The organism is Algoriphagus locisalis, from assembly GCF_900116615.1.
In the GTDB taxonomy this organism is placed as follows: Bacteria; Bacteroidota; Bacteroidia; order Cytophagales; family Cyclobacteriaceae; genus Algoriphagus; species Algoriphagus locisalis.
The window spans coordinates 556594-580130 of sequence record NZ_FPBF01000003.1 but is presented as its reverse complement, the minus strand read 5'-3'; the positions used below and the strand labels follow the sequence as shown (position 1 = coordinate 580130).

Genomic DNA, 23537 nt, shown 5'->3' with positions numbered 1-23537 from the left:
AGTGAACATATTACGTTGAGTAAATTCACATTTTTTAAGTTTCGGTTTTTAGGCCAAAGTTTCTATTAGCCTATAAAAATATGCCATTTGGGAAAAACTGACGATTTGTACGAGGAAAAGTGAGCACATCTTGTAATTTTGTCAGCTATTGAGATAACGCTGTTAATCCTAACGAGTTTTATTTGCTCAACAATCCGAAACTGAATGACAGAACCCAAACGCGTAGCCATCCTGGGCAGCACCGGAAGTATAGGTACTCAAACCCTCGAGGTGATTCGTCAGCATCCTGAGGATTTTATTGTAGAAGTACTAACTGCCCAGAATAACGCAGAATTGTTGATTGCACAGGCACTAGAATTTAATCCTAATGCTGTGGTAATAGGTAATGAGAGCCTCTATGCTGAAGTACGCGATCGCTTGCAGCCACATGACATCAAAGTGTATGCAGGGTTAAAAGCAATTGCCCAGGTAGCTGAGATGGAAACAATCGATGTCGTTTTAACGGCGTTGGTTGGTTACTCGGGTTTGATTCCTACAGTCAACGCCATCAAAGCTGGCAAACAGATAGCCTTGGCAAATAAAGAAACTTTGGTAGTAGCAGGTGAAATCATCACAGCACTTGCCAAGGAAAACCGGGTGAATATTTATCCAGTCGATTCTGAGCATTCAGCTATTTTTCAATGCTTGATCGGTGAGTTTCATAATCCTATCGAAAAAATTATTCTCACAGCTTCTGGAGGACCTTTCCGGGGAAAAGACAGGAAATTCTTAGAAACAGTCACAAGAGAGCAAGCCCTGAAGCATCCTAACTGGGATATGGGAGCCAAAATCACGATTGACTCGGCTTCTCTAATGAATAAAGGTTTGGAAGTGATTGAGGCTAAATGGCTTTTTGGCTTAAAAACCGAACAGATAGATGTAGTCGTACATCCTCAGAGTATCATTCATTCCATGGTACAGTTTGAGGATGGATCGATAAAAGCACAACTCGGGCTGCCGGATATGCGTATTCCAATTCAGTTTGCCCTAAGCTTTCCTGATCGGTTGAAAAGTGATTTCGAACGGTTTGACTTTATGAATTACCCACAGTTGACCTTTGAGCAGCCGGATTTAAAAACCTTCAAAAACCTTCAACTAGCCTACGATGCCCTTGCCAAAGGCGGTACGGCACCATGCGTGCTGAATGCTGCTAATGAAATTGCGGTAGCTGCTTTTTTGAATAAAGAAGTGGGTTTTCTAGAAATGTCGGATTTGATTGGCGAAACTCTCGTAAAAGCTGAGTTTATTGCACATCCAAATCTGGATGACTATGTGGAGACGGATAAGCGGGCGAGAGAAATTACAAAAGAACTAATAACGAATAAAGTATAATGGATACCTTAATTATGGTGGGCCAGTTGCTCCTTGGATTATCAATCCTTGTGGGTTTACACGAGTTGGGTCACTTGCTTACCGCCAAAATGTTTGGCATGAGAGTAGAGAAATTTTCAATCGGATTTCCTCCGAAAATCGCAGGTTTCCAATACGGCGAAACTGAGTATTCTATAGGTGCAATCCCGCTTGGAGGATTTGTAAAAATCTCTGGAATGGTGGACGAATCCATGGATGCAGATCAGATGGCAGGACCTCCACAGCCTTGGGAATTCCGATCCAAACCAGCTTGGCAGCGTCTGATCGTCATGTTAGGTGGTATTATTGTCAATGTCATTACAGGTATCATCATTTTTGTGGTCTTGGTGTATAACAATGGCGAGACCTATTTTTCCCGAGATCAGGTTGTAGAAAACGGTATAGTAGCCTTAGAGATAGGCAAATCTATAGGTTTGAAAACCGGAGATAAGATTTTAGACATTAACGGTGAGCCATATCAAAAATTAGGTGATTTGACGGCTGGCTCAGCATTGCTTAGCGAAGATGGTTATTATACGGTTGATCGAGATGGTGAAATTATCAAAATAGCTATTCCTAGAGGATTCATAAATTCCTTTAATAGTGAGGAAGCTATTAATAGTTTTGTGGATATTCGATACCCTTTAAAATTGAAGGAGATAACAAGAGGAGGTGCTGCTGAGAAAGCAGGAATTACCATTGAGGACAGAATTCTCGCAGTTAATGATAGGCCAATTTATTATTACAACCTACAGGAAGAATTAGCTAAAGTTAATGGTCAAGAAGCTGATTTTACCTTGTTGAATGATAAAAAAGACACAGTTTCTAGATTGGTTTCAGTTTCAGATACAGGGACCATAGGTGTAACTGTCATCCCATCAATCGAAATGGTCCAGCGTAAGTATGGTTTTGGTGAAGCTATAGCAAAAGGAACTTCAAGGGCTTTTACTGTGGTAATAGTGAACGCTAAAGCGATGGGTAAAATGTTTACGGGTGAAGTTTCTACTAAAAACGTAAGCGGGCCTATCGGGATGGCAAAGATCTATGGGGATACTTGGAACTGGACTAAGTTCTGGACAATCACCGGTTTGATTTCTATGATTCTTGCTTTTATGAATTTGCTGCCGATTCCAGCACTGGATGGTGGACATGTGATGTTCTTGCTTTATGAGATGATTTCCGGTAGAGCTCCTTCCGATCGATTCTTGGAGAATGCTCAAAAAGTTGGGATGGTAATTCTCCTAGCTCTGATGGTATTTGCCATTGGAAACGATGTGCTGAAGTTGTTTACAGGAGAAGGATAACTCATTTGAATATGAATAAGAAGCCGGGAGTAATCTCGGCTTTTTTTGTTTTAAGGTAGGCCAAAATCTATTCAAACAATTTTGAACTAATCTGTTGTCGCTTAAACTTAATCTCACTATCTAGCGCGATAATTAGATTTTATGGTCAAAATTTTAAGACTGGCAGCCGTCATATTGTTTATAGGAGTGCCTTTTTTTTATGCACAAGCTCAGAGTGGCTTTATTGAGGAATCAGTTTGGTCTAACATTGATCCGACAACTGGAAATTCTTCGGATTTTATTATTACTCAGGATGGTTCAAAGATTTTTGGGGAAATTGCCCATGATTATGATTACTCCGATTATGAAGAGGTTACTTTTGACATTAAGGGGAATGTAAAGACATATTTCCCCTCAGACCTCCAGGCTTTCGGTTTGGAAAATGGTCGTTTTTTTATGTGTAAAAGGCTTCCAGATTCCCCTATATTGGAATTTGTACAGATTCTATTTTCAGGTAAATTACAACTGGATTTTAGAAAAGGGAAGTATTATTTAGACAATGGTAAGCAGATACAGCAGCTTAGAGTTGTGAAAAAAACTCTCTCAGTAGGCGTAATGAGTAATACACGTAGAATAAAGGTTCATTCTGCAATTCTCAAAAATGCTACTCTAGGAAAATGCCAGGAAGAGCTTAAATATTTGATCGAGAATGCCGATGTAAAGGAGAATGATTTTATAGAAATTCTGGAGAAATATCACAATTGCGAAGGTCTTCCTTATAAAATTCATTTGGATAAAATACCTGTTGCTAAAATATCCTTCACATTTGGCTTAGGTACAGGTATGCAATTTCTTCATAAGAATAATCCAGTAGGGAGAAAGAGTAGCCTTGAAAATCCCTTGTTTTACCAGGGCTTTATTGGGCTTAGGATTCATGAGTTTAGAACTAGTCCAAAAATTAGTGTGGACCTCAGAGCTGAGTATCAGCAGAGCTCCACTTCTTGGAAGATTGATGAATCTAATGCCTCTTTAATAGTTACTGGCAGCAGCACTTTTGATCAAAAGACACTAGCATTCCCAGTAAGTTTAAACTATAGTGTTTTTAAGACAGAGCAAGTGGATATTTATTTCGGTGCAAAGGCTGGGCTTCTTTTCAATAAAGTTGAATCCGATGAGGGAACTATTTCTGTGACCTATACCCATAACAATAAAACCGATATAAGCTATGCTCCCATAGTGGACTACAGCAAGTTAGTTTTGGTGCCGGGAGTAAAAATAGGTGCCAATTTTTCAATGGGGGCTGAAAAAAAGCTCTTTGCGGAAATTCAAGCCGATTATGCTTTTAATATGTATCAGACATTATTGGTGCTTTATAATAAACCATTAGAAACAAATGCTGTGTTTGTTAGCTTGAAGCTAGGCTTTGAATTATGATTTTTTATCGAGGTAGATTTCTTTTAGCTACCATATTTAAAGAGTTTGATCTCTCTTACTTCAATTATAAACTGCCATTCTGACCACTTCGGTCTCTTGGCATGCACCTTGACCTTTTAGGAAGAACCTTCGTATTTTGAGGGTTCTTCTTTTATTTTAGCATAAAACCGACAGCTTAGCTGTCATTCTGTCTATATGAGCCAATTCGAAAATTCTGTGTTTCAAAACTTAATGGTCGGTGAATTTGCCGGAGAGGGAGATCTGATCCAGTTGATTACCGACGAAGAGGATGATTCACAAGGAAAGGAAGTTCTTGAAGAAGAGATTCCAATACTTACAGTTAGAAACACAGTTCTTTTTCCAGGAGTCGTTATTCCTATTACAGTAGGGAGGCAGCGATCTATTCGTCTGGTGAAAAAAGCCCAAAAGGGAAATAAACTAATCGGAGTTTGCGCTCAGATCAATCCAAACATAGATGATCCAGGATGGGAAGATATCTACCAAGTAGGTACACTCGCCAAGATCATCAAAATGATTGTGCTTCCTGACGGGAACACTACGATCATTATTCAGGGTAAAAAGCGTTTTAAAGTCAGTGAGCAAATCACGGATGATCCTTATTTTATTGCGAAAGCAGAATATCTGGAAGAGAATTTTCCTAAAAGCTCCAAGAAGATTCAGGCGTTAGAAGAATCACTGAAGGAGTCTGCTACGCGTATTCTTCACTTGAATCCAGAGATTCCCCGTGAGGCTCAGGTTGCTTTGGATAATATTGACAACACTGCATTCCTAACTCATTTCCTTTCTTCCAATATCAATGCGCCAGTAGAGTCAAAGCAAAGATTATTGGAAATAAACGATGGCGTTGAGCGTGCGACACTTTTGCTTGAATTCATGATGAAGGACATCCAGATGCTGGAGCTGAAATCTGAAATTCAAAAGAAAGTACATACTGATATCGATCAGCAGCAGCGGGATTATTTCCTTCGCCAGCAGATGAAAGTCCTTCAGACCGAACTTGGTGACGAGGGGCCAGAGAAGGAAGTGGAAGATTTGCGCCTTCGTGGAGCTAAGAAAAATTGGCCTGCAGAGGTGAAAAAGCATTTCGACAAAGAACTGGATAAGATTCTTCGAATTAACCCTTCTGCTGCGGAATATCCGATTGCGCTGAATTATGCTGAGACTATGGTTGAATTGCCATGGAATGAGTTTACGCAGGATAATTTTGATCTGAATCACGCTAAGAAAGTATTGGATGGAGATCACTTTGGTCTGGAAAAAGTCAAAGAAAGAATCATAGAATACCTTGCTGTTTTGAAGTTGAAGAATGATCTGAAAGGTCCAATTCTTTGTCTTTACGGCCCTCCAGGCGTGGGTAAAACGTCACTGGGGAAATCAATCGCCGCAGCACTTGGCAGAAAATACATCCGAATGTCTCTTGGAGGCATGCACGATGAAGCTGAGATCCGTGGCCACCGTAAGACGTATGTTGGTGCAATGCCTGGTAAGATCATTCAAAACATGAAAAAGGTGAAAATCTCAAATCCGGTTTATGTGCTGGATGAGATAGATAAGCTTTCTTCGGACTTTCGAGGTGATCCTTCTTCAGCCTTTTTGGAAGTGCTTGATCCTGAGCAAAACAATGCCTTTTTGGACAATTACCTGGAAGTTGAATATGACTTGAGTAAGGTTCTTTTCATTGCGACAGCCAACTCTTTGGATACTATTCAGCCAGCTCTGCGGGATAGAATGGAAATCATAGAAGTAACGGGCTACACGCAAGAGGAAAAAGTAGAAATTGCGAAGCGCCATTTGGTACCAAAGCAGCGTAAGGAACATGGATTGAAATCCAAGCAGATTACCTTCGAAAAGGCGGCTTTGGTGAAGTTAATCGAAGATTATACCAGAGAATCCGGTGTGAGAAGCTTGGAAAGAGCTATAGGTAAAGTGGTGAGGAATATCGCCAAATCCATAGCGATGGAAGAGGAGTATTCTCCGAAAATCACTGCAGCAGCAGTAAGGAAAATCTTGGGTTCAGAGATCTTTGACAAGGAATCTTACACTGACAACAGCATTGCCGGCGTGGTGACAGGCTTGGCTTGGACTAGCGTGGGTGGTGAGATCTTATTCATTGAAACCAGTTTGAGTAGAGGCAAAGGAAAGCTTACCCTTTCTGGACAGCTTGGTGATGTGATGAAGGAATCTGCAATGACTGCCTTGTCCTATTTGAAGTCAAAAGCTGATAAACTTGGAATCGATCATCGCGTATTCGACCAATATGATCTACATATTCACGTGCCTGCTGGTGCAGTTCCAAAGGACGGCCCTTCGGCTGGTATTACCATGCTGACAGCAATGGCATCTGTTTTTACACAGAGAAAAGTCAAAGCTAAGGTTGCTATGACTGGTGAAATCAGCTTAATTGGTAAAGTGATGCCGGTAGGTGGAATCAAGGAAAAAATCTTGGCAGCCAAAAGAGCTGGGATCAAGGAAATTATCCTGTGCAGCAAAAACAAGCGTGACATCGAGGAAATCGATGAGCAGTATGTAAAAGGCGTTGATTTTCACTTTGTAAATAGAGTGGAAGAAGTGCTTGATATTGCGTTGCTTAAGACTAAAGTGGATCACCCGCTTCACTTTAATCTTCAGTCTGAGAACGGAAAAGAAAACTAAATTTAATAAAAGTGCTTCCTTTTCAGGAGGCACTTTCCTTTAACTAACATACCACAAAGCCTTTGATCGGAAATTAACCACTATCGATCTGAGCGCATTTTAATCTAACAACATGGAAAAAATACTTTCACTTACTCCGAGACAGATTGTCGCTGAGTTGGATAAATATATTATTGGACAGCACGACGCCAAGCGCAACGTAGCGATAGCATTGAGAAACAGAATTCGTCGCTTGATGGTCAAGACCGATATTCAAAAGGATATCGTTCCAAATAACATCCTCATGATCGGTTCTACGGGTGTTGGTAAAACTGAGATCGCCAGAAGATTGGCCAAGGTGGCTCATGCGCCATTTACCAAGGTGGAAGCTTCTAAATTCACCGAAGTAGGCTATGTAGGGCGTGATGTGGAAAGCATGGTTCGTGACTTGGTAGAGCAATCTGTAGCTTTGGTCAGAGAGCAGAAAAATGAGTCTGTAAAAGAAAAAGCAGCCGAAGCCGTGGAAGAACTTATCTTGGATATTTTGATTCCGCCTGTGAAAAGTGCAGGTTTTACCAGAGCAATTCCAGCGGATACAGAAGAGTCAGAACCAAGCAACGATGCTGAGCTGAACGAGAGAACGCGGGAGCGATTCAGAGAGAAGCTCCGAGATGGAGAATTGGATGAACGTAAAATCGAAATCAGTGTGAAAGCTGGTTCTCCGATGGGCGTGGGAATGATTGGAAACGGAATGATGGACGATGCCAGTATGGCAGGCCTTCAGGATATGATTTCCAACATGATGCCCAAAAAAGTCAAAAAACGTAAAGTCAGTATTTCTGAAGCCCGCAAGATTTTGCTGGAAGAGGAGATGTCCAAATTGGTTGACTTTGAAGAAGTAAAGGAAGAAGCCATCAAACTGGCAGAAAATAACGGGATCATATTCATCGATGAGATTGATAAAATAGCTTCCAAGTCTGGCAAAAATGGTGGTGGACCAGATGTAAGCAGAGAAGGCGTGCAGCGTGATTTGCTGCCCATCGTGGAAGGTTCTGCTGTCAATACCAAATATGGTGTGATCAATACCGATCACGTGTTGTTTATAGCTGCTGGAGCTTTCCATGTGGCTAAGCCATCTGATTTGATTCCTGAATTGCAGGGTAGATTCCCGATCCGTGTAGAGTTGCAGAGCTTGACACAGGAAGATTTCTCCAGAATTTTGCGTGAGCCCAAAAATGCACTTACTAAGCAATACCAAGCACTTTTTGAATCTGAAGAAGTATATCTTGAGTTCAATGACGAATCGATTGAAGAGATCGCCAGACTGGCATTTTTGATCAATCAGGAAGTGGAGAACATTGGAGCTAGAAGACTGCATACGGTGATGAGTCACTTGCTAAATGACTTCTTATTTGAAGTTCCAGATACGATCACCGCCAATTCCAAAATCATGGTGACAAAAGAAATGGTGCAGGATAGATTGAGTTCTCTGGTTCAGAACAGAGATTTATCCCAATACATCCTTTAACGCTATCTTGAAATAAAATCCAACAGGAAATGAAGTCGCTTCTCATACTTACAGGTCACAGCAAAGGTCTCGGACGGGCTATTTTGAATACTTATTTGGAGAAAGATGAGTTTGAAATTATAGCAATTTCCAGGACAAGATTGGAATTGAACAAGCCAAACCTCACCGAAATCAGCCTTGATTTCGGTGAATTGGATGTCTTGGAAAATGAACTTTCCAATTTATTTCCATCGGGAGATTTCAACGAAATCATTCTGATCAACAATGCAGGATGGATAGGGGAGATCAAGCCCGTGGGTAGTCTTCAGGTGAAGAGCATGCGAACTCAGATCAATATCAATCTGCTCGCTCCTATGTATCTGACGAATGCTTTTGTTGCGGCTTACAAAGACTCAAAAGCCAAGAAGATTATTTGTAATATTAGTTCTGGTGCAGCTTCCAAGCCTATGGAAGGCTGGGGTGAATATTGCAGCACCAAAGCTGCTATTGCCATGTTTACCAAAGTGGCGGCAAAGGAAAATCAGGATTCTGAATTTAGATTTTTCAGTGTGGCTCCCGGAATAGTGGATACGCAGATGCAGGATGAAATCCGACAAGCTGATGAATTGGATTTTCCACAGATTGAGCGGTTTAAAAGTTACAAGACGAACGGGGATTTGTCTTCACCAGAAATGGTCGCAACCAAGATTAGTTACCTGTTGGAGCATGAAAGTGAATTCCAGGATGTGATTCAGGATGTGAGAAACTTTGATTTGCCTTGATAAGTGTGGAATTATTAACTACGAAGGAAGTAGAATTTTGTGCATAGGGAGCCTTGATTAAAAGCTTCTAATTTCTTCTTGATCGTTTTAATACTTCAAATTTCTCTACTGCGACTGAATACTGTGACTGATTACTAATTTTTAAACTCGTTTCTTCGGATAATCCACAAACCAAGTTTTTATATTATCAGGACGAAGCTGGATCCAATGCTCAGTATCGACTATCCAGCCATATAATCCGGATGTGGGCAAATTATCAAATGTCCCGCTGAAAAAATCTATGAAATCATTCATTCCAGGATTGTGACCTACTACAAAAATCAGTTCGTGTGCATCATCCTGCCGTTGGATATATTTTAAAATCATGCCTGAAGACGCATGATAAAGATTTCTCTCGTAAAGTATTTTTGATTTCGGAATGTGAAGAACTTCTGCAAGGATTTCTGCCGTTTGAGAAGCACGAGTGGCAGTAGAGCTTAAAATAAGATCAGGAACAATTCCTTTTTCTTTCAATCTTAACCCCATTTCCGGTACATCAGTCAGGCCACGATCGGCCAAGGGTCTATCGTGATCACTCAGATTAGGGTTGTCCCAAGCTGATTTTCCGTGTCTCACCAAAATTATTTTCTTCATTTCCTGAAAATAAGAATGATTATTTTGTTTTTTTTAATTGAATATTTACTTTTAACGCTCTTTCAATTCCAATTTATCACAAATTATTATGTTTACCGGAACAGTAAAATTTTACAACGAAGCCAAAGGGTTCGGATTTATCGTTGACGATGAGTCTCAAAGCGAAGTATTCGTACACGCTACAGGCCTAGTGGATCAAGTCGCACAGAATGACAAAGTAACTTATGACATCAAAGATGGCAAAAAGGGACCTAATGCTGTCAATGTCAAAAGAGCTTAAAAAAGATCTTTTTTGCTAGCGAGAAATTATCCCCTGAAGTTTATTCTTCAGGGGATTTTTTGTTATCGTCGGTTGAACCATCATCAGATTCAGAATCTAATTTTTTTGGACTGATGTCTTCACCGGGTTTAGAGATATTTTCCCGCCAGTTTGATGGCACTGATTTTAGGTAGAGATCTCTTTTTGGGAAAGGGATTTCAATGTCATGCTCAGCAAATTTTTCAAAAATAGTACTCATCACCTCACCTCTCACATCGATCCAGATGTCCATACTTTCTACCCAGAAAAGCACCCGGAAGTCCACAGAGCTATCGTTGAAAGTCTGCATGTAAACACGCGGCGCGGGAGCTTTTAGGATTCTCTCTCCTTTCATTACCTCTTCAAGCACAGATTTCACAAGCTTCATATCTGATCCGTATCCCACGCCTATGATCAATTCCACCCTTCGTTTTTTGTCGGAAAGAGTCCAGTTGATCAGACTCTGTGAGAGTAAGTCGCCGTTTGGTACCACGATTTCGGAGCCGTCATAAGCCTGAATTTTACTTGCACGGATACCAACGTCTTTTACCGTACCGGCATTCATCCCCACTTGTATTTCATCTCCGATCTGAATCGGACGCTCGAAGGCTAGAATAATTCCCGACACCAGATTGTTGATAATGGTCTGAAGACCAAAGCCTATACCTACCGATAAGGCACCCAAGACAATGGCTATTTTATCAAAAGGTATTTTGGCTGCGGTCATACCTATCAAAAAACCAATGGTCAAGACTGCAAGCCGGATTAGCAGCACAGAGCTTCCAAGTCGCTGTTTTCTTGATGATGCGTTTTTTTGATCTTTGACTGATGCGAAATAGGCAATGTTATTTGCGAGGAAGGTAGAGATATAAAGAACCGTAATGAACAGGAGGATGCTGCCATATTGAAATACAGTGTCGCCGAGCATTCTATCTTTCAGCAGGAATTCCTGCACTCCTTGATAGGCTTGGTCAAAGAAACCCAGATGCCAGACTAACCCATAAAGCCAAATTGCAGCAGCAAATACGTAAAGAATCCCTTTCATCCTTTTTTGCAAATCCTGAAAATCAAAATAGGAGGTAAATACGTCGCTCTCTTTTTTGCTATGCTCAATGAATAGATAAATGGCCTCTAAAAAAACATTGACAAATAAGAATAAGCCTATGCCTCGATAGAATAGTATTACGCCGGTGACCGAGTAGGTTTTCGAAAGGCTGAATCTCCCTAAAATATTGCTGAAAAAGGCAAAAGCTTCAATGATAATAAGGAATATGGCAAGGTATTTTAAAAAGGTAAACTGCTTTTCTTTATTGGTTAAAACCTCCCTCAAAACTAGAAACCCCATACCTACGAATGCCAACGATGACAGTAAAATGTACGATCTTTCCTGATAAACTACTATCCAATTTAAACTGCTTATTGCCAGTGCTATGTAGGGAGTAAGGAAGCCAAACCATATTTTATTGATTTTTTGACCAAACTGTTCCTTGATTAGAAAACTGGAAGCAATGACTAAGCACAAGGACAAAACAGAAATAAAAACCAAAGGAGGTTTGCTGAAGATTATTAAAAAGATGGGTATGAGGATTATTAGCGTAGAAAAAAACGTGTGCTTATTGAAATACTTCACCCGATCTAGAATGAGGGATGCAAAATCCTTTTGACTGTTGATTTCTTTGATTGTTGATTTGATCTTCCAATAGATCAAACCGAAGATTAGTGTGCAGATTATAAACGTATATAAGTTGCGATCTACATAAGCTTTCATCAGGTCAACGTTAAGCTCAAGGGATCTTTTGGCTCTGGTAGGCAAATCATCAAATACCTCATAGTTCCTTGGTTCCCAGGCATAGTTGATTTCCTTAGTCCAATACTGTCTGTCAAGTTTTTTCTTTGTCTCATTGAGGTATTGCTTCAGAGACAGAAAAGCCATGGCATTTTCAGAAACTTTTGCCTGAAATCTCGCAGCGAGAATCTCCTGCTCTATGTAAATGCTGTCTATATTTCTCAATGATTCTCTGAGCATATTTAGCTCAATATTAATGGCAGGAACCAAGGTGGAATCGCGTAGCGTCATTGCAAATAATGAATCTGACTTGATGGAATTAAGTCTATCTCCCACTGTGTAAAGTTGATCTACTCTGTCTTGGATATTCTTCTGAATAGCCATGTTTTCGTCCACTACAGTGGAAACTAGGTTTTCCATACCCATCAAGTACCGGTGGTTTAGATACCCGGAATCTGATTCAGTTTTGGCTTTGACTCGCTTGGCTACTATGTTGATTATGGTTAGCCTTTCAGACATTGCTGCGGTGTCTAGACTCTCCGCCAACTCTATGTTGAGTTCGCTCAGATCGTAGGCATATCGCTGTGCCTTATTGATTACCTGAGTCAATAGTGCACCGCTGGACTTTGGTTTTGTAGGATTGAGATTTACCGAATCCGAGAAGATAAAAAGACTGTCTATTAATTCAATGCCTGTGCCTGCTTCCGAAGAATTGCTTTCCGAAGTTGTGCCTTGAGCAGCGGCAAAATTTAGTGCCTGCGTGAATAATAGAAGTGCTACCAGTGATTTGTACATAAAGCTGGGTTTGAAAATTTAATATTAACCAAAAAATACCAGTTGAAAGGAGCTAAAACAAGATGAACTTTGAATGAGTTGTTACTTTGGAAATACCCGCGATCAGTTCTTCAACTCCTAAAGAACTGTCAGTCCTGAATTCACGTGTAATCTTATGTCAAAATTTCAGTATTCACGGTACTCTTTGTCTGGTTATAAAGAATCGGCAGGCAAATAGTGGGGGGGAACATAATATTGCTTAATAACTGAAGAAATTGGTTAATTCCTGTTAATTTGGACAGCTAGCCACTTTTCAGGAGTAATATTTGGTTCTTTTCCAACATCACTCAGATAAAATATTAAAAATAAACCTTAAAAAATATGAGCAAAAAACAATTCTTTCTTGGAATGCTTCTTGCCTCTTTGATCGGAGGCATTGTCGCCTTGGCAGGTGTCAGCTTTCTCGTACAACCACAAAATGCCACTAGCTTTGATGAAAAACAACAAGCAAGCTTTGTAAACCTTCTTTCTGGCGAGGATTTCACAGTTCCCGATGGGATTAATTTCGTGGCTTCTGCTGAGGCTGTCGTGCCTGCGGTGGTACATGTAAAAAGTCAAATGACCTACACTGGAAGTAGTAGAGGCAGAAGAGACCCCTTGCAGGAGTTTTTTGGAATACCTCCAAGAGATGATCAAAGAGGTGGCGAAGGTAGAACTATGATGAGCTCCGGCTCAGGGGTGATTATCTCCCCTGACGGCTATATAGTCACCAATAATCACGTGGTGGAAAATGCCAATAGACTGGAGATCTCTCTTGACAACAATAAACGTTATGTCGCTAAAGTAATCGGCACTGATCCCACCACAGATTTGGCTTTATTGAAAATTGACGGAGAAGATTTGCCTTACGTAAGATTCGGAGATTCCGACAAAACAAAAATCGGTGAATGGGTTCTTGCTGTTGGTAATCCCTTTGACCTGAACTCAACAGTAACGGCAGGCATCATTTCTGCCAAGGCTAGAAATATCAGAATTCTGGAGAACGTAGAAAACGGCTTGGCTGTGGAAGCATTCCTTCAGACAGATGCAGTAGTGAACCCTGGGAATTCCGGTGGTGCGCTGGTCAATCTCGCAGGAGAGCTGATCGGTATCAATACTGCCATCGCAAGTAGAACAGGAACATTCAATGGCTATTCCTTCGCAGTGCCAAGCACCTTGGTGAAGAAAGTGATGGATGATCTAATGAAATATGGTACAGCCCAAAGAGCCTTACTTGGTGTGAACATACAGAATGTGAGTCCTGAACTCGCGGATTATTTAGATAAGGAATTTCCTGTAGAGCAAGGGGTATATGTAGGCGGAGTAAATGAAAATAGCGCTGGCGAAGATGCTGGACTTAAGCCTGGAGACATCATTATTGGCGTGGATGGCAGAATGACTAATAATGTCGCTAATCTTCAGGAAATGGTCGCCAGAAAAAGACCTGGTGATGAAATTGAAGTGGAGTATATTCGTGACGGTGAAACTTATAAGGTTAAAGCTACTCTAAAGAACTTCTCAGGTACAACTGATGTGGTGGAAAAAGTGATTCCTAAAACGTATGATTTTCAAGGGGTAACCTTTGAAGAGGTGCCAAGTCAGGTAAAAGAGGCACTTGAGATCACTGGCGGAGCATTGATTTCTGACGTAATTGGTGAGAAGTGGGGTAGAGCCGGTGCTAAGCCAGGATTTATTATTACTTCTGTAATTACCGAAAATGCCAGGATCAGAATTTCTAATGTAGAAAATCTACTTGAAGTATTAAACGAAACCGAAGGTGAAGACATCGTGGTTCTCGGGATGTTCCAGGATGGGACAGAGTATTACTTTGAAGTGAATTGATCCAAAATTAAATAGTAGAATAAGACAGGCCGATGAATTTTCATCGGCCTGTCTTTTTTGATTCATTTGAGCAGGGTAGATTTTTACGAGAGATTTCCTAATTTACTCTTCAATCAAACCCACAACCTATGAAAAAGCACCTCGGCTTATTTAGCTGCTTAATGCTATTGAGCGTAGCTATTTTTGCTCAAAGCCCATCCACTATTCTTACTCCAGTTGGGAAACAACCGCTTTCAGGTGTTTCTGCTGAGCGCTTGGATAGAATTGATCAGATGCTGGATCAAACCCTTGCTGATAATCAGGTTCCTGGACTTGTCGCTTTGATTGTCAAAGACGGCAAGATTGTCTATCATGAGGCGAAAGGTTTGGCAGATGTATCTTCTGGAACCAAGATGGCCAAAGACCAAATCTTTAGAATTGCCTCCCAGTCCAAAGCGATTACTTCTACTGCTGTCATGATGCTGTGGGAAGAAGGTAAATTCAGGTTGGATGATCCTATCTCTAAGTATATTCCTGAGTTTGCCAACCCTCAGATTTTAGTAGGATTTCGGTATGGAGATTCTTCCTATTCTACCAGACCCTCTCCACGTGAAATTACCATCAGACATCTCATTACTCATACATCTGGGATCGGTTATGGGATGATTGATGGGAATGAGCAGATGAAAATGATCTACCAAAAAGCTGGGATCGTTGATCTTTTCACTACAGAGCCTGTGAAAATTGGCGATAACATTAAAAAGCTCGCTAAGTTACCACTTCATCATGAGCCAGGCACCAAGTACACCTACAGTGAAGGACTGGATGTGCTGGGCTATTTCATAGAAGTTGTTTCAGGAATGCCATTTGATGAGTTTCTTCAAACGCGGATTTTTGATCCTATGGGAATGAAAAACACTGGTTTTTACCTCAATGAAGCTCAAGGAAAAAAGCTAGTGACAATTCATAGAAAAGTGAATAATAAGTGGGAGGCTTTTCCGGTGACTTTCTATGATCCTGATTATCCAAAAACTGGTGCAAAGACATTTTTCTCCGGGGGAGCAGGCCTTTCATCTACGGCAGAAGATTATGCGAAATTTCTTCAAATGTACCTGAATGGAGGTTCCTATAATGGTACTAGATTCCTGAGTCCTACGACCATAAAGGCAATAATGAGCAACCAAGTTGGTGATTTGCTCGGAAATGGGGGTAAAGATTATGGGCTAGCGTTTGGACTGGTAGATGAAAATGGTGTAGCTCAGGGAGGAATTGGAAGTCTAGGGACTTTTGACTGGGGAGGATACTTCAATACACAGTATTTTGCGGATCCAGTGACCAATACGATTGGCATTTTGATGAAACAAACCCAAGGTGGTACGGGGGATGAGTCTGGATGGAAATTCAGGCAGATGGTTTTTGCTGCGATTGAATAGTAGGCCGGTTTGGGATTCGAGAATAGGTTTTTTATTCTTAATCCGTTCGTGTGACACGAACGGAGGCTAAAAAAGCAAAAAGGGAAGTCGATTGACTTCCCTTTTTGCTGTTATTAGTTTACCTGCGTATAAGGATACTCGTTCTGTGCCCTCTGCGAAATCCTCTGCGAATCTTTGCGGTTAAAAATCAAACCTTATCAACCGCTAACTTATACGTTGGATCTTCGATCACATTGATGTCGATCAGCTCGTCTGCATTTTCCAAAAGCCTTCTACAATCAGGGCTAAGATGCTTTAGGTGGACTTTTTTGCCAACCTTATGATATCGCTCAGTCAGTTTGTTCAAAGCTTCAATCGCTGACATATCCACTACACGGCTTTCCTGGAAATCAATAATCACTTCTGCAGGATCGTTTAGCACATCAAATTTCTCGTTGAAGGCAGAAATAGATCCAAAGAAAAGTGGACCAAACATCTCGTAATGTTTCACTCCGTTTTCATCGATATTCTTTCTAGCACGGATTCTTTTCGCATTATCCCAAGCGAAAAATAAGGCTGCCAGGATTACGCCTACCAATACTGCCAAAGCTAGATTGTGAAGGAAGGCGGTAATCAGGGTTACCAAAACCATCAAGAATACGTCTGATTTTGGCATTTTAGTGAAGGTTCTAAGACTAGCCCATTCGAAAGTTCCGATAGATACCATGATCATCAAACCTGTCAACGCAGCCATTGGAACCTGCTCGATCAAACTTGAACCAAACATGATAAATACTAGCAACATCACCGCTGCCACAATTCCGGAAAGTCTCGCTCGTGCTCCAGAAGAAATATTGATCAAACTCTGACCGATCATCGCACATCCACCCATTCCTGAGAATACACCTGAAAGCATGTTAGCAATACCTTGAGCTATTGCCTCTTTGTTTCCACGACCTCGGGTTTCGGTGATTTCGTCGATGATATTCAGTGTCAGCAAACTCTCTATCAAACCAACTCCAGCTACGATCGCTGCATATGGGAAGATGATTTGTAAAGTTTCCCAGGTTAAAGGAACCGCAGGAAGGTGAAAAGGAGGGAAGCCACCTTGTATGCTGGCCATATCTCCTACAGTTTTTGTATCAAGATTTAGCAGACTAACTACTCCAAATACCACTAGAATTGCGGTAAGGGAAGAAGGTACTGCTTTGGTGAGTTTTGGTAAACCCCAGATGATTAACATGGTCAGCAATACCAATCCTACTAGAATGTACATGGTATTTCCGGTAAGCCAGTTGCCATTTCCGTCTTTGAATTGATCCAATTGAGACATGAAAATGATGATCGCAAGTCCATTGACAAATCCGAAAATAACAGGATGTGGCACCAAACGCATGAGTTTGCCAAGCTTCAAAGCTCCAGCAGAAACCTGTAAAATTCCTGCTAAAACTACAGCGGCAAATACATATTCCACTCCATGAGTAGCAGCCAAAGTAACGATCACAACAGCGACTGCACCAGTTGCTCCAGAGATCATACCTGGTCTACCGCCGAGAATTGAGGTTACCAGCCCCATCATAAATGCGGCGTAAAGTCCTGTAAGCGGAGAAAGTCCAGCGATAAAAGCAAAAGCTACTGCCTCAGGAATCAAGGCCATGGCTACGGTAAGTCCAGAAAGAACTTCCGTTTTATAATCTACTCTTTGGCTGAAATCGAAAAGGTTGAAGTATTGTTTCAAGGTGTGAATAGGTTTGGCGACTGAAGCCGCGTTTGTTGAAAACAAGCTGCAAAGATAGACAAAAAGCTCAATTCGGAATTTTATTTGGCTAAATGGGTTGTTGTATTCCCTCCAAATATTCTCAAGATGAATAGTCAATAAACAAAAAAAAGGATAGCCATGTGGCTACCCTTTTCTATTAGGTTTGGTTTGAGCTTAATTATTTCCTCTGGAGTTTCCACTGCTTCTAGATGAAGAACTACTGCTTGTTCTGCTACTACTCTTAGTAGGAGTAGAAGATCTTGAAGGAGTACTTTTTACCTGCGGCGCAGATCTACTTGAAGACGGCTGAGTTCTAGACTGCGTAGATCTAGCAGGAGCGCTCTTTACTTCAGGAGCCTTTGATCTAGAAGGAGCAGACTGCGTTCTCGGTTGTGTCGAGCGCTGTGCCGGAGCAGATTGTGTTCTCGGCTGTGTTGACCGCTGGGTAGGTGCAGGCTGAGTTCTAGATTCATTGGATCGTTGAGTCGGAGCTGAGCTCTGGGTTCTCGCAGGCGTTGATCTAGTCTGAGGCTGTCTGCTAGACGGTGCAGTAGATCTGGTTTCAGAGCTTCTGGAGTTGTTCAGAGTTCCTGCGCTTTGTCTAGTTGGCGCCGTAGATCTAGTTTGACTTCCTGAGTAAGGCTCAGTTTTAAACTCTCCACCTCTTGATGAAGGAGTTACAGTTCTCACACCCGAATTATCAGATCTTCCAGATACAGATTCCGTTCTACTGTTTCCTCTTGATGGAACATTTGCAGGTTGAGTTCTAGCTTGTCCTGAAGATAAAACTCTAGAAGGTCTGGCCGCTGTGGTAGTTCCTCTTGCGGTTTGCAAATCAGGTCTGTAAGCACTCACAGCATTTCTTGAAGCTACAGTTCTTCCAGGAGCCCTGCTGTTTTCTATTCTGCGCTCAGGATATGATCTTTTGGTCACACGCTCTATTTCCCTTCGTGCTGGTCCGCCATAGTATCTGTTGTTGTTATACACAATGGTGTTATTAATGATAGTGGTGTTATTATAGATATTCACACGTCTGGCTCTTGGTACGCAATAGCTATAAACATTGTGGTACACGAATCTATTTTGAGGAACAAAAACCCAATAGAAGGATGGCATGTTTATTCTTACGCTAACAGTGAAGCCAGGTCCCATTGGCGCCCAACCGTAGTATCCGCCTCCAGTTCTCCAGTCCACCCAAGCAGGTCCCCAGTCGTAATCCGGAATCCATGCCCAGCTCTGATAGTTGTCATCAAAATACCATCTTCCGTAGTGGAATGCTGCCCAGCCCCAGTCGTAATCAGAGACCCAGGTATTGCCGTAATTAGTCATTACCCAGTGACCGTTTGTTCCATACGGGTGGAATTCATTATGAACCGCTGGTAGCCATACATAACCATACCGGGCGTCTTTCACCCAATCCCCATAAGGCATCAGCTCGTCATAGAAAACTTGAAATGAGACACCGTTCATCTCATCTGCTGAGGCTTGAGATGGGCTAAGCCAAAGCAAAGCGACGAAGCCCATCATCAAGTTTCTCATCCATTGTGGTACTTGTAGCGTTTTCATAATATGTGGTTTTAGTGATTAAATAATTGGTTCGGTACTTCTTTCAGGTAGTTGGCTTTCTAAGGCTTCCTCTTAAGTAGATGCAAATTTCTATAAAAAGGATGCATGCATACTAAAACCAAAACCACGCCAACTTTTAAAGACTTATATCAAAAGAACTAGTCCTTGTGATGCTTTTACGTAAAAAAATAAGGCAATGGTTGCGTTAAATCTTAATAATGTCTTAATAATGCTGATAAAAAATCACTACTTATATAAAAAAATTAATTAATAGCTTTTGAGCTTTTGAATATTTTATCTGATAGTTCTTGGCTTTTGCCAGAAAAACAGACGCAGATCACCAGATTTTTTTCTAGAAAAAAAGTTGCAGTACATTAAAATTATTTTCGAAGGTCTAAAAAATGGTAGGTTAGCCTTGGAGAATTAGTGATTCTGGCTCCGAACTAGCACTTATTTTAATTGGGGAAATATGCTGCTAAAAACAACTGGTTCTACTTACTTATTCCGATCTCAAGATTTTCTCCATTTTTTTGCCTTTTGCCAGCTCATCCACCAACTTATCCAAATACCTGACTTGCTGAGTGAGCGGAGTCTCGATTTCCTCTACACGATAGCCACAGATTAATCCTGTGATCAGGCTTGCATTCCGGTTCAGCTTGGCTTCGGAAAAAAAAGTAGCAAAGGTGACTTTGGCTGTGATCAATTCTTGGATTTTTTTCTCATCAAATCCCGTCAGCCACTCGATGACCTGATGCAATTCCTCTTTGGTTCTGCCTTTTTTTTCAACTTTGGTGACATAGTGCGGATAAACAGAAGAAAAAGTCATTTTGGCCATCCGCTCGTCGTGTTCTGGTGTCGTTACCATAGGTTAAGTTTTAATTTGAACTAGCTATTTGAGCTTCTCAAGAAGCCCTTTTCTTTTTACAATGTTTTTATAATCCCACTGGATATCCCGTGATTTCCTTAGCCAATTTCGTAATTCATTCACTTCAATTTGTTCTACTAAATTATAAAAAATGGAAGCATCTTTGAATTTACCAGTGCCTGCTTTCAGCTTTTTCTCACCAAAATCCGCCCCGCTCCAAAACATCAAACGGATTCCGGCTTTTTGTTTGCTGTATCCCACAATTGGATTTCCATCCAAAAACCAAACGGGATGAGCATGCCAAATCTTGCTTTCCGCATCGCTCAATTCCTCATCCAGAGTTTTTGCCAAAAGATCACAAACCTTTCGATCTTTGGTTGAAAGCTTTTGGTGGTAATCTTGGATCGCAGGATTCATGGTATTGGGAAGTGGGGTTTTATTATGGGGTATCATTCTTATAATCTTTTTTTATTTCTTCTTCAGCATGTATCTCAGGTGTGTGGTAAGATCTGATGGGATGACTTCAGTGATTTCGAAATCATAGATTTCAGGGTTCATTCCCTCAAATAGCCGGATACCTTTGCCTAAGAATACAGGTGCAATATGAATGAAAAACTCATCCACAAGTCCTGCATTCAGGAATTGCTGAATGGTTTCGGCGCCACCTTGAATCCGGATATCCTTTCCATTGGCAGATTGTCTTGCTTTTTCCAACGCGCTATCCAATCCGTCATTGATAAAATAAAACGTGGTTGAGCCCTTTTGAACCCATGGTTCCTGCTTTTCATGTGTCAGTACATACACATCCGCTTCATAAAGATCCTCTGCCCAGACGACCTCGCCTTCTTCAAACATCCGTTTTCCCATAATGTAAGCGCCGGTGCGAGCAAACACCGCATCGATCAGTTCACTGTCCTTGCCGGATTCTGTTCCGCCTTCCATTTTGATGTGTTTCCAAAAGGCCTTTTGTTTATACCCGGACTATGCATTAGGATTCGTAGCGAGGGTTCAAACTGCAAGAAAATCAGTTACTTTGGAGAACGAGTCGTAGCACCGCTACGGCGAGAGCGAAAAGTGAAGCATAGCGACTGATTTTGAAGCGGTTTGAAGCCGTAGTAGATTTGCTAATGCATAATGCGGGTTATGCATCCAACCATGGATTTTCGGAGAGATTCCGCCCATAGGATTGCTTGGGCTTCTGTCTTCCCCTGCAAAAAAACCGTCAAGGGAGATTGCACTGTCAAAGATTACTTTGCTCATGTTGGTGGGTGTTGTTTGTTAAAGATAAAAACAAAACAAATAACGCCGAGGCCTGCGCCTGGTCTATTCTGAGGTTTAAAGTTTCCTAGTACTTAGCTTCTATCATTAACGCTCGATCACGATGCCTTCATAATCTCCCAGTTTTTCCACCTCAAATGAAGTGTAACCATCCTCATAACTGAAGATAATATCGTTCCCATCAATCATACTCCATATCCGGCTGGGTGCAAAGCCGGTTTTAATCTTAAAGTTTGTTTGGTAGATGGGTAATGGGCTGAAATACGTATTGCCACTGAATCCTGTGAGATTAACTAAATGAAGAATCATCCCTTCCATGGTTTCGCTAGCATGATTTTCCGGGATATTCCGGGCATACTCTTGTAATATGGCTTCTACACGTTGATGTGAGTCGGTGACGATCAAGTCATTTACCTCAGGAAAGGTATAGTCAATCAGATCCAATAGAATATTTTTATGCTGCTCATACCCATGTAGATAATACAGTTTACCCAGATTGATCGGCAGAAGAATGGCGTTGCTTTTGGCGTGTTTTTTTATGCCAACTGCATGATAGCCTGAGGGTTCGTGGCCACCGATTTTCTCTGGGGGACCAGGTCTTCCCGGAGTGTAGATAGGCAGTTTTTGCTCATCCGCGGATTCAAAGTCATATAATCCCAGATTGAATTTCCAGAATAGCAGTTCTTGCTGCTCAAATCTGGTGAAGAGTTTTTTGTCTGTGGGATTGAGGTAATAGCCGCTGCCTTCATGATCAAGTTGCTTGATTTTGGCTCCAAACAGACGCTTAAGCGCTTCAGGATGTGCAGACAAAGACCGATTGGTAGCTATCAGATTGGTGCCGGATTCATTGATCCGGATAAGTGCTTCCAAGGATTCTGCATCTAGATCTGTGATTTCGGGCAGGATCAGCAGCTTGTAGGTTTTGAGCTGATCTTCCTGATTCGCAATCTGGCTTTTCTCTACGATATCAAATTGGATATGGGATTCTTTGAGCATCAGCTGAATGCCACGATACTCTTGGGCGGCATCGCCTGAGGGCCATGACCCGGGAGCTATTACTGCTATCTCAGCTGGCGAATTGTAGTTTCCAAAATAGGGCTCATACTTCTTGTGCAGTGCATACACCTTCCGGTATGTATCAAAATTACGCTCATCCTCATAATCACGGAAATCTCCCATAATGCTCATATCCAACCCTGAGCCATTGGCGATATTTTCGTACAACCGGATAGCTACCTCCTCCGGCTCCACGGCATTGTATCTGGACTGAAAGGAAATCTGCTGAATACTGGCATTGCTGACAATATGATCTGGGTAGGAATGGAGGGTGCTGTTCACATTGTCCGAAGCATTGTATGGCCAGTAAGGCAGGGAATTGGTCTGAGACTCATGGCGGATGATATCCACGTAGTTCTCAGAGTAGGTGCAGATGGCGATTTGCTCGTTTTTGGATTTGACTAGCTCATGGACACGGCGTATCAGGTCGTCAGAGGTGTATTGCTTGAACTCTTGATATTTGATATAAACCGGATCGCTGGAGTCTTCCTTTGTTGGCAGCTTCATCCCGTCGCTGTATTCCGCAAAGCGTTTCATATCATAGGGATTCTGATCAATCCCATGATATTCCCCGGTATATGCATTTTTGGTAGCGTATCCCGGCATATTGATAAAAATACCATCGATAGGGTAAAGGTCAATTACTTCTTCGACGATGTTGAATAGCTGCTCTTGCTCATAAGGAGCATTGATGGAGATCACATACATATCGTCATTCACGATCCTTTTACCTTCAGGAGAGAGGTAAAACCAATCGGGTTGCTTATCAAAAATACTTTTATGCGCACGGCTGAAATCGAATCTCACGATCACCTTAATTCCATTTTCATGGCATTTGGCGATGACATCACCCAGCATGTTATCCTTCATGTAGGGATTGGTGTACTGATATTCCAGTTGGGTAGGGTAGAAAGCCATAATTCCCCCCGCATTGATAATAAGCGTGTTGGCAGAGAGGCTTTTAAGATCAGCGATCAGGGAATCCGCATCAAGAGTTTCCGCCTCATAGGAAGGCAGATTGGTCTGAATTACCCGGAGGTTATTTGCCTTCCACCAAGGAATACTGTCAGGCCAGGAAGAGGATTGGGCCAGGGAGCTCAATGGAATCAGTAGAAAAATCAATCCGTAAATCAAGTCTTTACAGACCCGGCGCATCGAAAAATAAGAAATCCGTTTCATTCAGTAGGTTAGTTATAGGGTTGA

Annotated in this window: 18 protein-coding genes; 9 read left to right on the top strand and 9 right to left on the bottom strand. The window is 41.5% G+C overall.

Going from position 1 to position 23537, the window contains the following annotated elements; translation table 11 throughout:
• Positions 1–204: 204 nt before the first annotated feature.
• The 6 genes from BM386_RS11475 to BM386_RS11450 all read left to right on the top strand — a co-directional run bounded on the left by BM386_RS11475 (position 205) and on the right by BM386_RS11450 (position 9047).
• Positions 205–1371, top strand: a complete 1167-nt coding sequence (locus BM386_RS11475) for a 1-deoxy-D-xylulose-5-phosphate reductoisomerase (protein WP_091694032.1) — start codon at positions 205–207, stop codon at positions 1369–1371.
• Positions 1371–2693: an RIP metalloprotease RseP gene (gene rseP, locus BM386_RS11470; protein ID WP_091694030.1), complete on the top strand. Its 1323-nt coding sequence runs from the start codon at positions 1371–1373 to the stop codon at positions 2691–2693. The genes BM386_RS11475 and rseP overlap by 1 nt, the downstream gene beginning before the upstream one ends.
• 465 nt (positions 2694–3158) lie before the next feature.
• The gene (locus BM386_RS11465) at positions 3159–4106 is read left to right on the top strand and encodes a porin family protein (protein ID WP_139235892.1); all 948 of its coding nucleotides are present in this window, start codon (positions 3159–3161) and stop codon (positions 4104–4106) included.
• Between the two features lie 195 nt (positions 4107–4301).
• Positions 4302–6779 (top strand): endopeptidase La, encoded by a 2478-nt coding sequence (gene lon / locus BM386_RS11460; RefSeq protein WP_091694024.1) that lies wholly within the window; start codon positions 4302–4304, stop codon positions 6777–6779.
• 112 nt (positions 6780–6891) lie between these two features.
• Positions 6892–8286: an ATP-dependent protease ATPase subunit HslU gene (hslU, locus tag BM386_RS11455; RefSeq protein WP_091694021.1), complete on the top strand. Its 1395-nt coding sequence runs from the start codon at positions 6892–6894 to the stop codon at positions 8284–8286.
• 29 nt (positions 8287–8315) lie between these two features.
• Entirely contained in the window at positions 8316–9047 is a 732-nt protein-coding gene (locus BM386_RS11450; protein ID WP_091694017.1) for an SDR family NAD(P)-dependent oxidoreductase, read from the top strand.
• A gap of 141 nt (positions 9048–9188) precedes the next feature.
• Here the strand turns inward: BM386_RS11450 and BM386_RS11445 are convergent, their stop codons facing one another.
• On the bottom strand, positions 9189–9680 hold the full coding sequence (locus BM386_RS11445) for a SixA phosphatase family protein (protein ID WP_091694014.1): 492 nt from the start codon (positions 9678–9680) through the stop codon (positions 9189–9191).
• Positions 9681–9768: 88 nt separating this feature from the next.
• On the opposite strand from BM386_RS11445, the gene BM386_RS11440 reads away from it, so the two are divergent.
• Entirely contained in the window at positions 9769–9960 is a 192-nt protein-coding gene (locus BM386_RS11440; protein ID WP_057935595.1) for a cold-shock protein, read from the top strand.
• Positions 9961–10000: 40 nt separating this feature from the next.
• Here BM386_RS11440 and BM386_RS11435 read toward each other — a convergent pair whose 3' ends face one another.
• The gene (locus BM386_RS11435) at positions 10001–12559 is read right to left on the bottom strand and encodes a mechanosensitive ion channel family protein (protein WP_091694011.1); all 2559 of its coding nucleotides are present in this window, start codon (positions 12557–12559) and stop codon (positions 10001–10003) included.
• A 360-nt stretch (positions 12560–12919) separates the two neighbouring features.
• Here BM386_RS11435 and BM386_RS11430 point away from each other — a divergent pair, with 360 nt between their 5' ends.
• Together BM386_RS11430 and BM386_RS11425 are read left to right on the top strand one after the other, a co-directional pair.
• Positions 12920–14419, top strand: a complete 1500-nt coding sequence (locus tag BM386_RS11430) for a trypsin-like peptidase domain-containing protein (RefSeq protein ID WP_091694009.1) — start codon at positions 12920–12922, stop codon at positions 14417–14419.
• 128 nt (positions 14420–14547) lie between these two features.
• Entirely contained in the window at positions 14548–15831 is a 1284-nt protein-coding gene (locus tag BM386_RS11425; protein ID WP_091694006.1) for a serine hydrolase domain-containing protein, read from the top strand.
• 187 nt (positions 15832–16018) lie between these two features.
• On the opposite strand, the gene BM386_RS11420 is transcribed toward BM386_RS11425, so the two are convergent.
• From BM386_RS11420 to BM386_RS11390, 7 genes are all read right to left on the bottom strand, one after another.
• A complete protein-coding gene (locus BM386_RS11420; RefSeq protein ID WP_091694509.1) occupies positions 16019–17548 on the bottom strand; it encodes a SulP family inorganic anion transporter in 1530 nt (509 codons plus the stop codon).
• A 195-nt stretch (positions 17549–17743) separates the two neighbouring features.
• Entirely contained in the window at positions 17744–19135 is a 1392-nt protein-coding gene (locus tag BM386_RS11415; protein ID WP_091694004.1) for a DUF6600 domain-containing protein, read from the bottom strand.
• Positions 19136–19634: 499 nt separating this feature from the next.
• Positions 19635–20000: a DUF2200 domain-containing protein gene (locus BM386_RS11410; RefSeq protein WP_091694002.1), complete on the bottom strand. Its 366-nt coding sequence runs from the start codon at positions 19998–20000 to the stop codon at positions 19635–19637.
• A 24-nt stretch (positions 20001–20024) separates the two neighbouring features.
• Positions 20025–20453, bottom strand: coding sequence for a DUF1801 domain-containing protein (locus BM386_RS11405; RefSeq protein ID WP_244545511.1), 429 nt, complete (start codon positions 20451–20453; stop codon positions 20025–20027).
• 15 nt (positions 20454–20468) lie between these two features.
• The gene (locus tag BM386_RS11400) at positions 20469–20942 is read right to left on the bottom strand and encodes a dihydrofolate reductase family protein (RefSeq protein WP_091694000.1); all 474 of its coding nucleotides are present in this window, start codon (positions 20940–20942) and stop codon (positions 20469–20471) included.
• Positions 20943–21056: 114 nt separating this feature from the next.
• Positions 21057–21260, bottom strand: coding sequence for a hypothetical protein (locus BM386_RS23805; RefSeq protein WP_091693997.1), 204 nt, complete (start codon positions 21258–21260; stop codon positions 21057–21059).
• Positions 21261–21365: 105 nt separating this feature from the next.
• Positions 21366–23513 carry a family 10 glycosylhydrolase gene (locus BM386_RS11390; protein ID WP_244545510.1) on the bottom strand — a complete coding sequence of 716 codons (2148 nt, stop codon included), beginning with the start codon at positions 23511–23513 and terminating at the stop codon, positions 21366–21368.
• Positions 23514–23537: the final 24 nt, after the last annotated feature.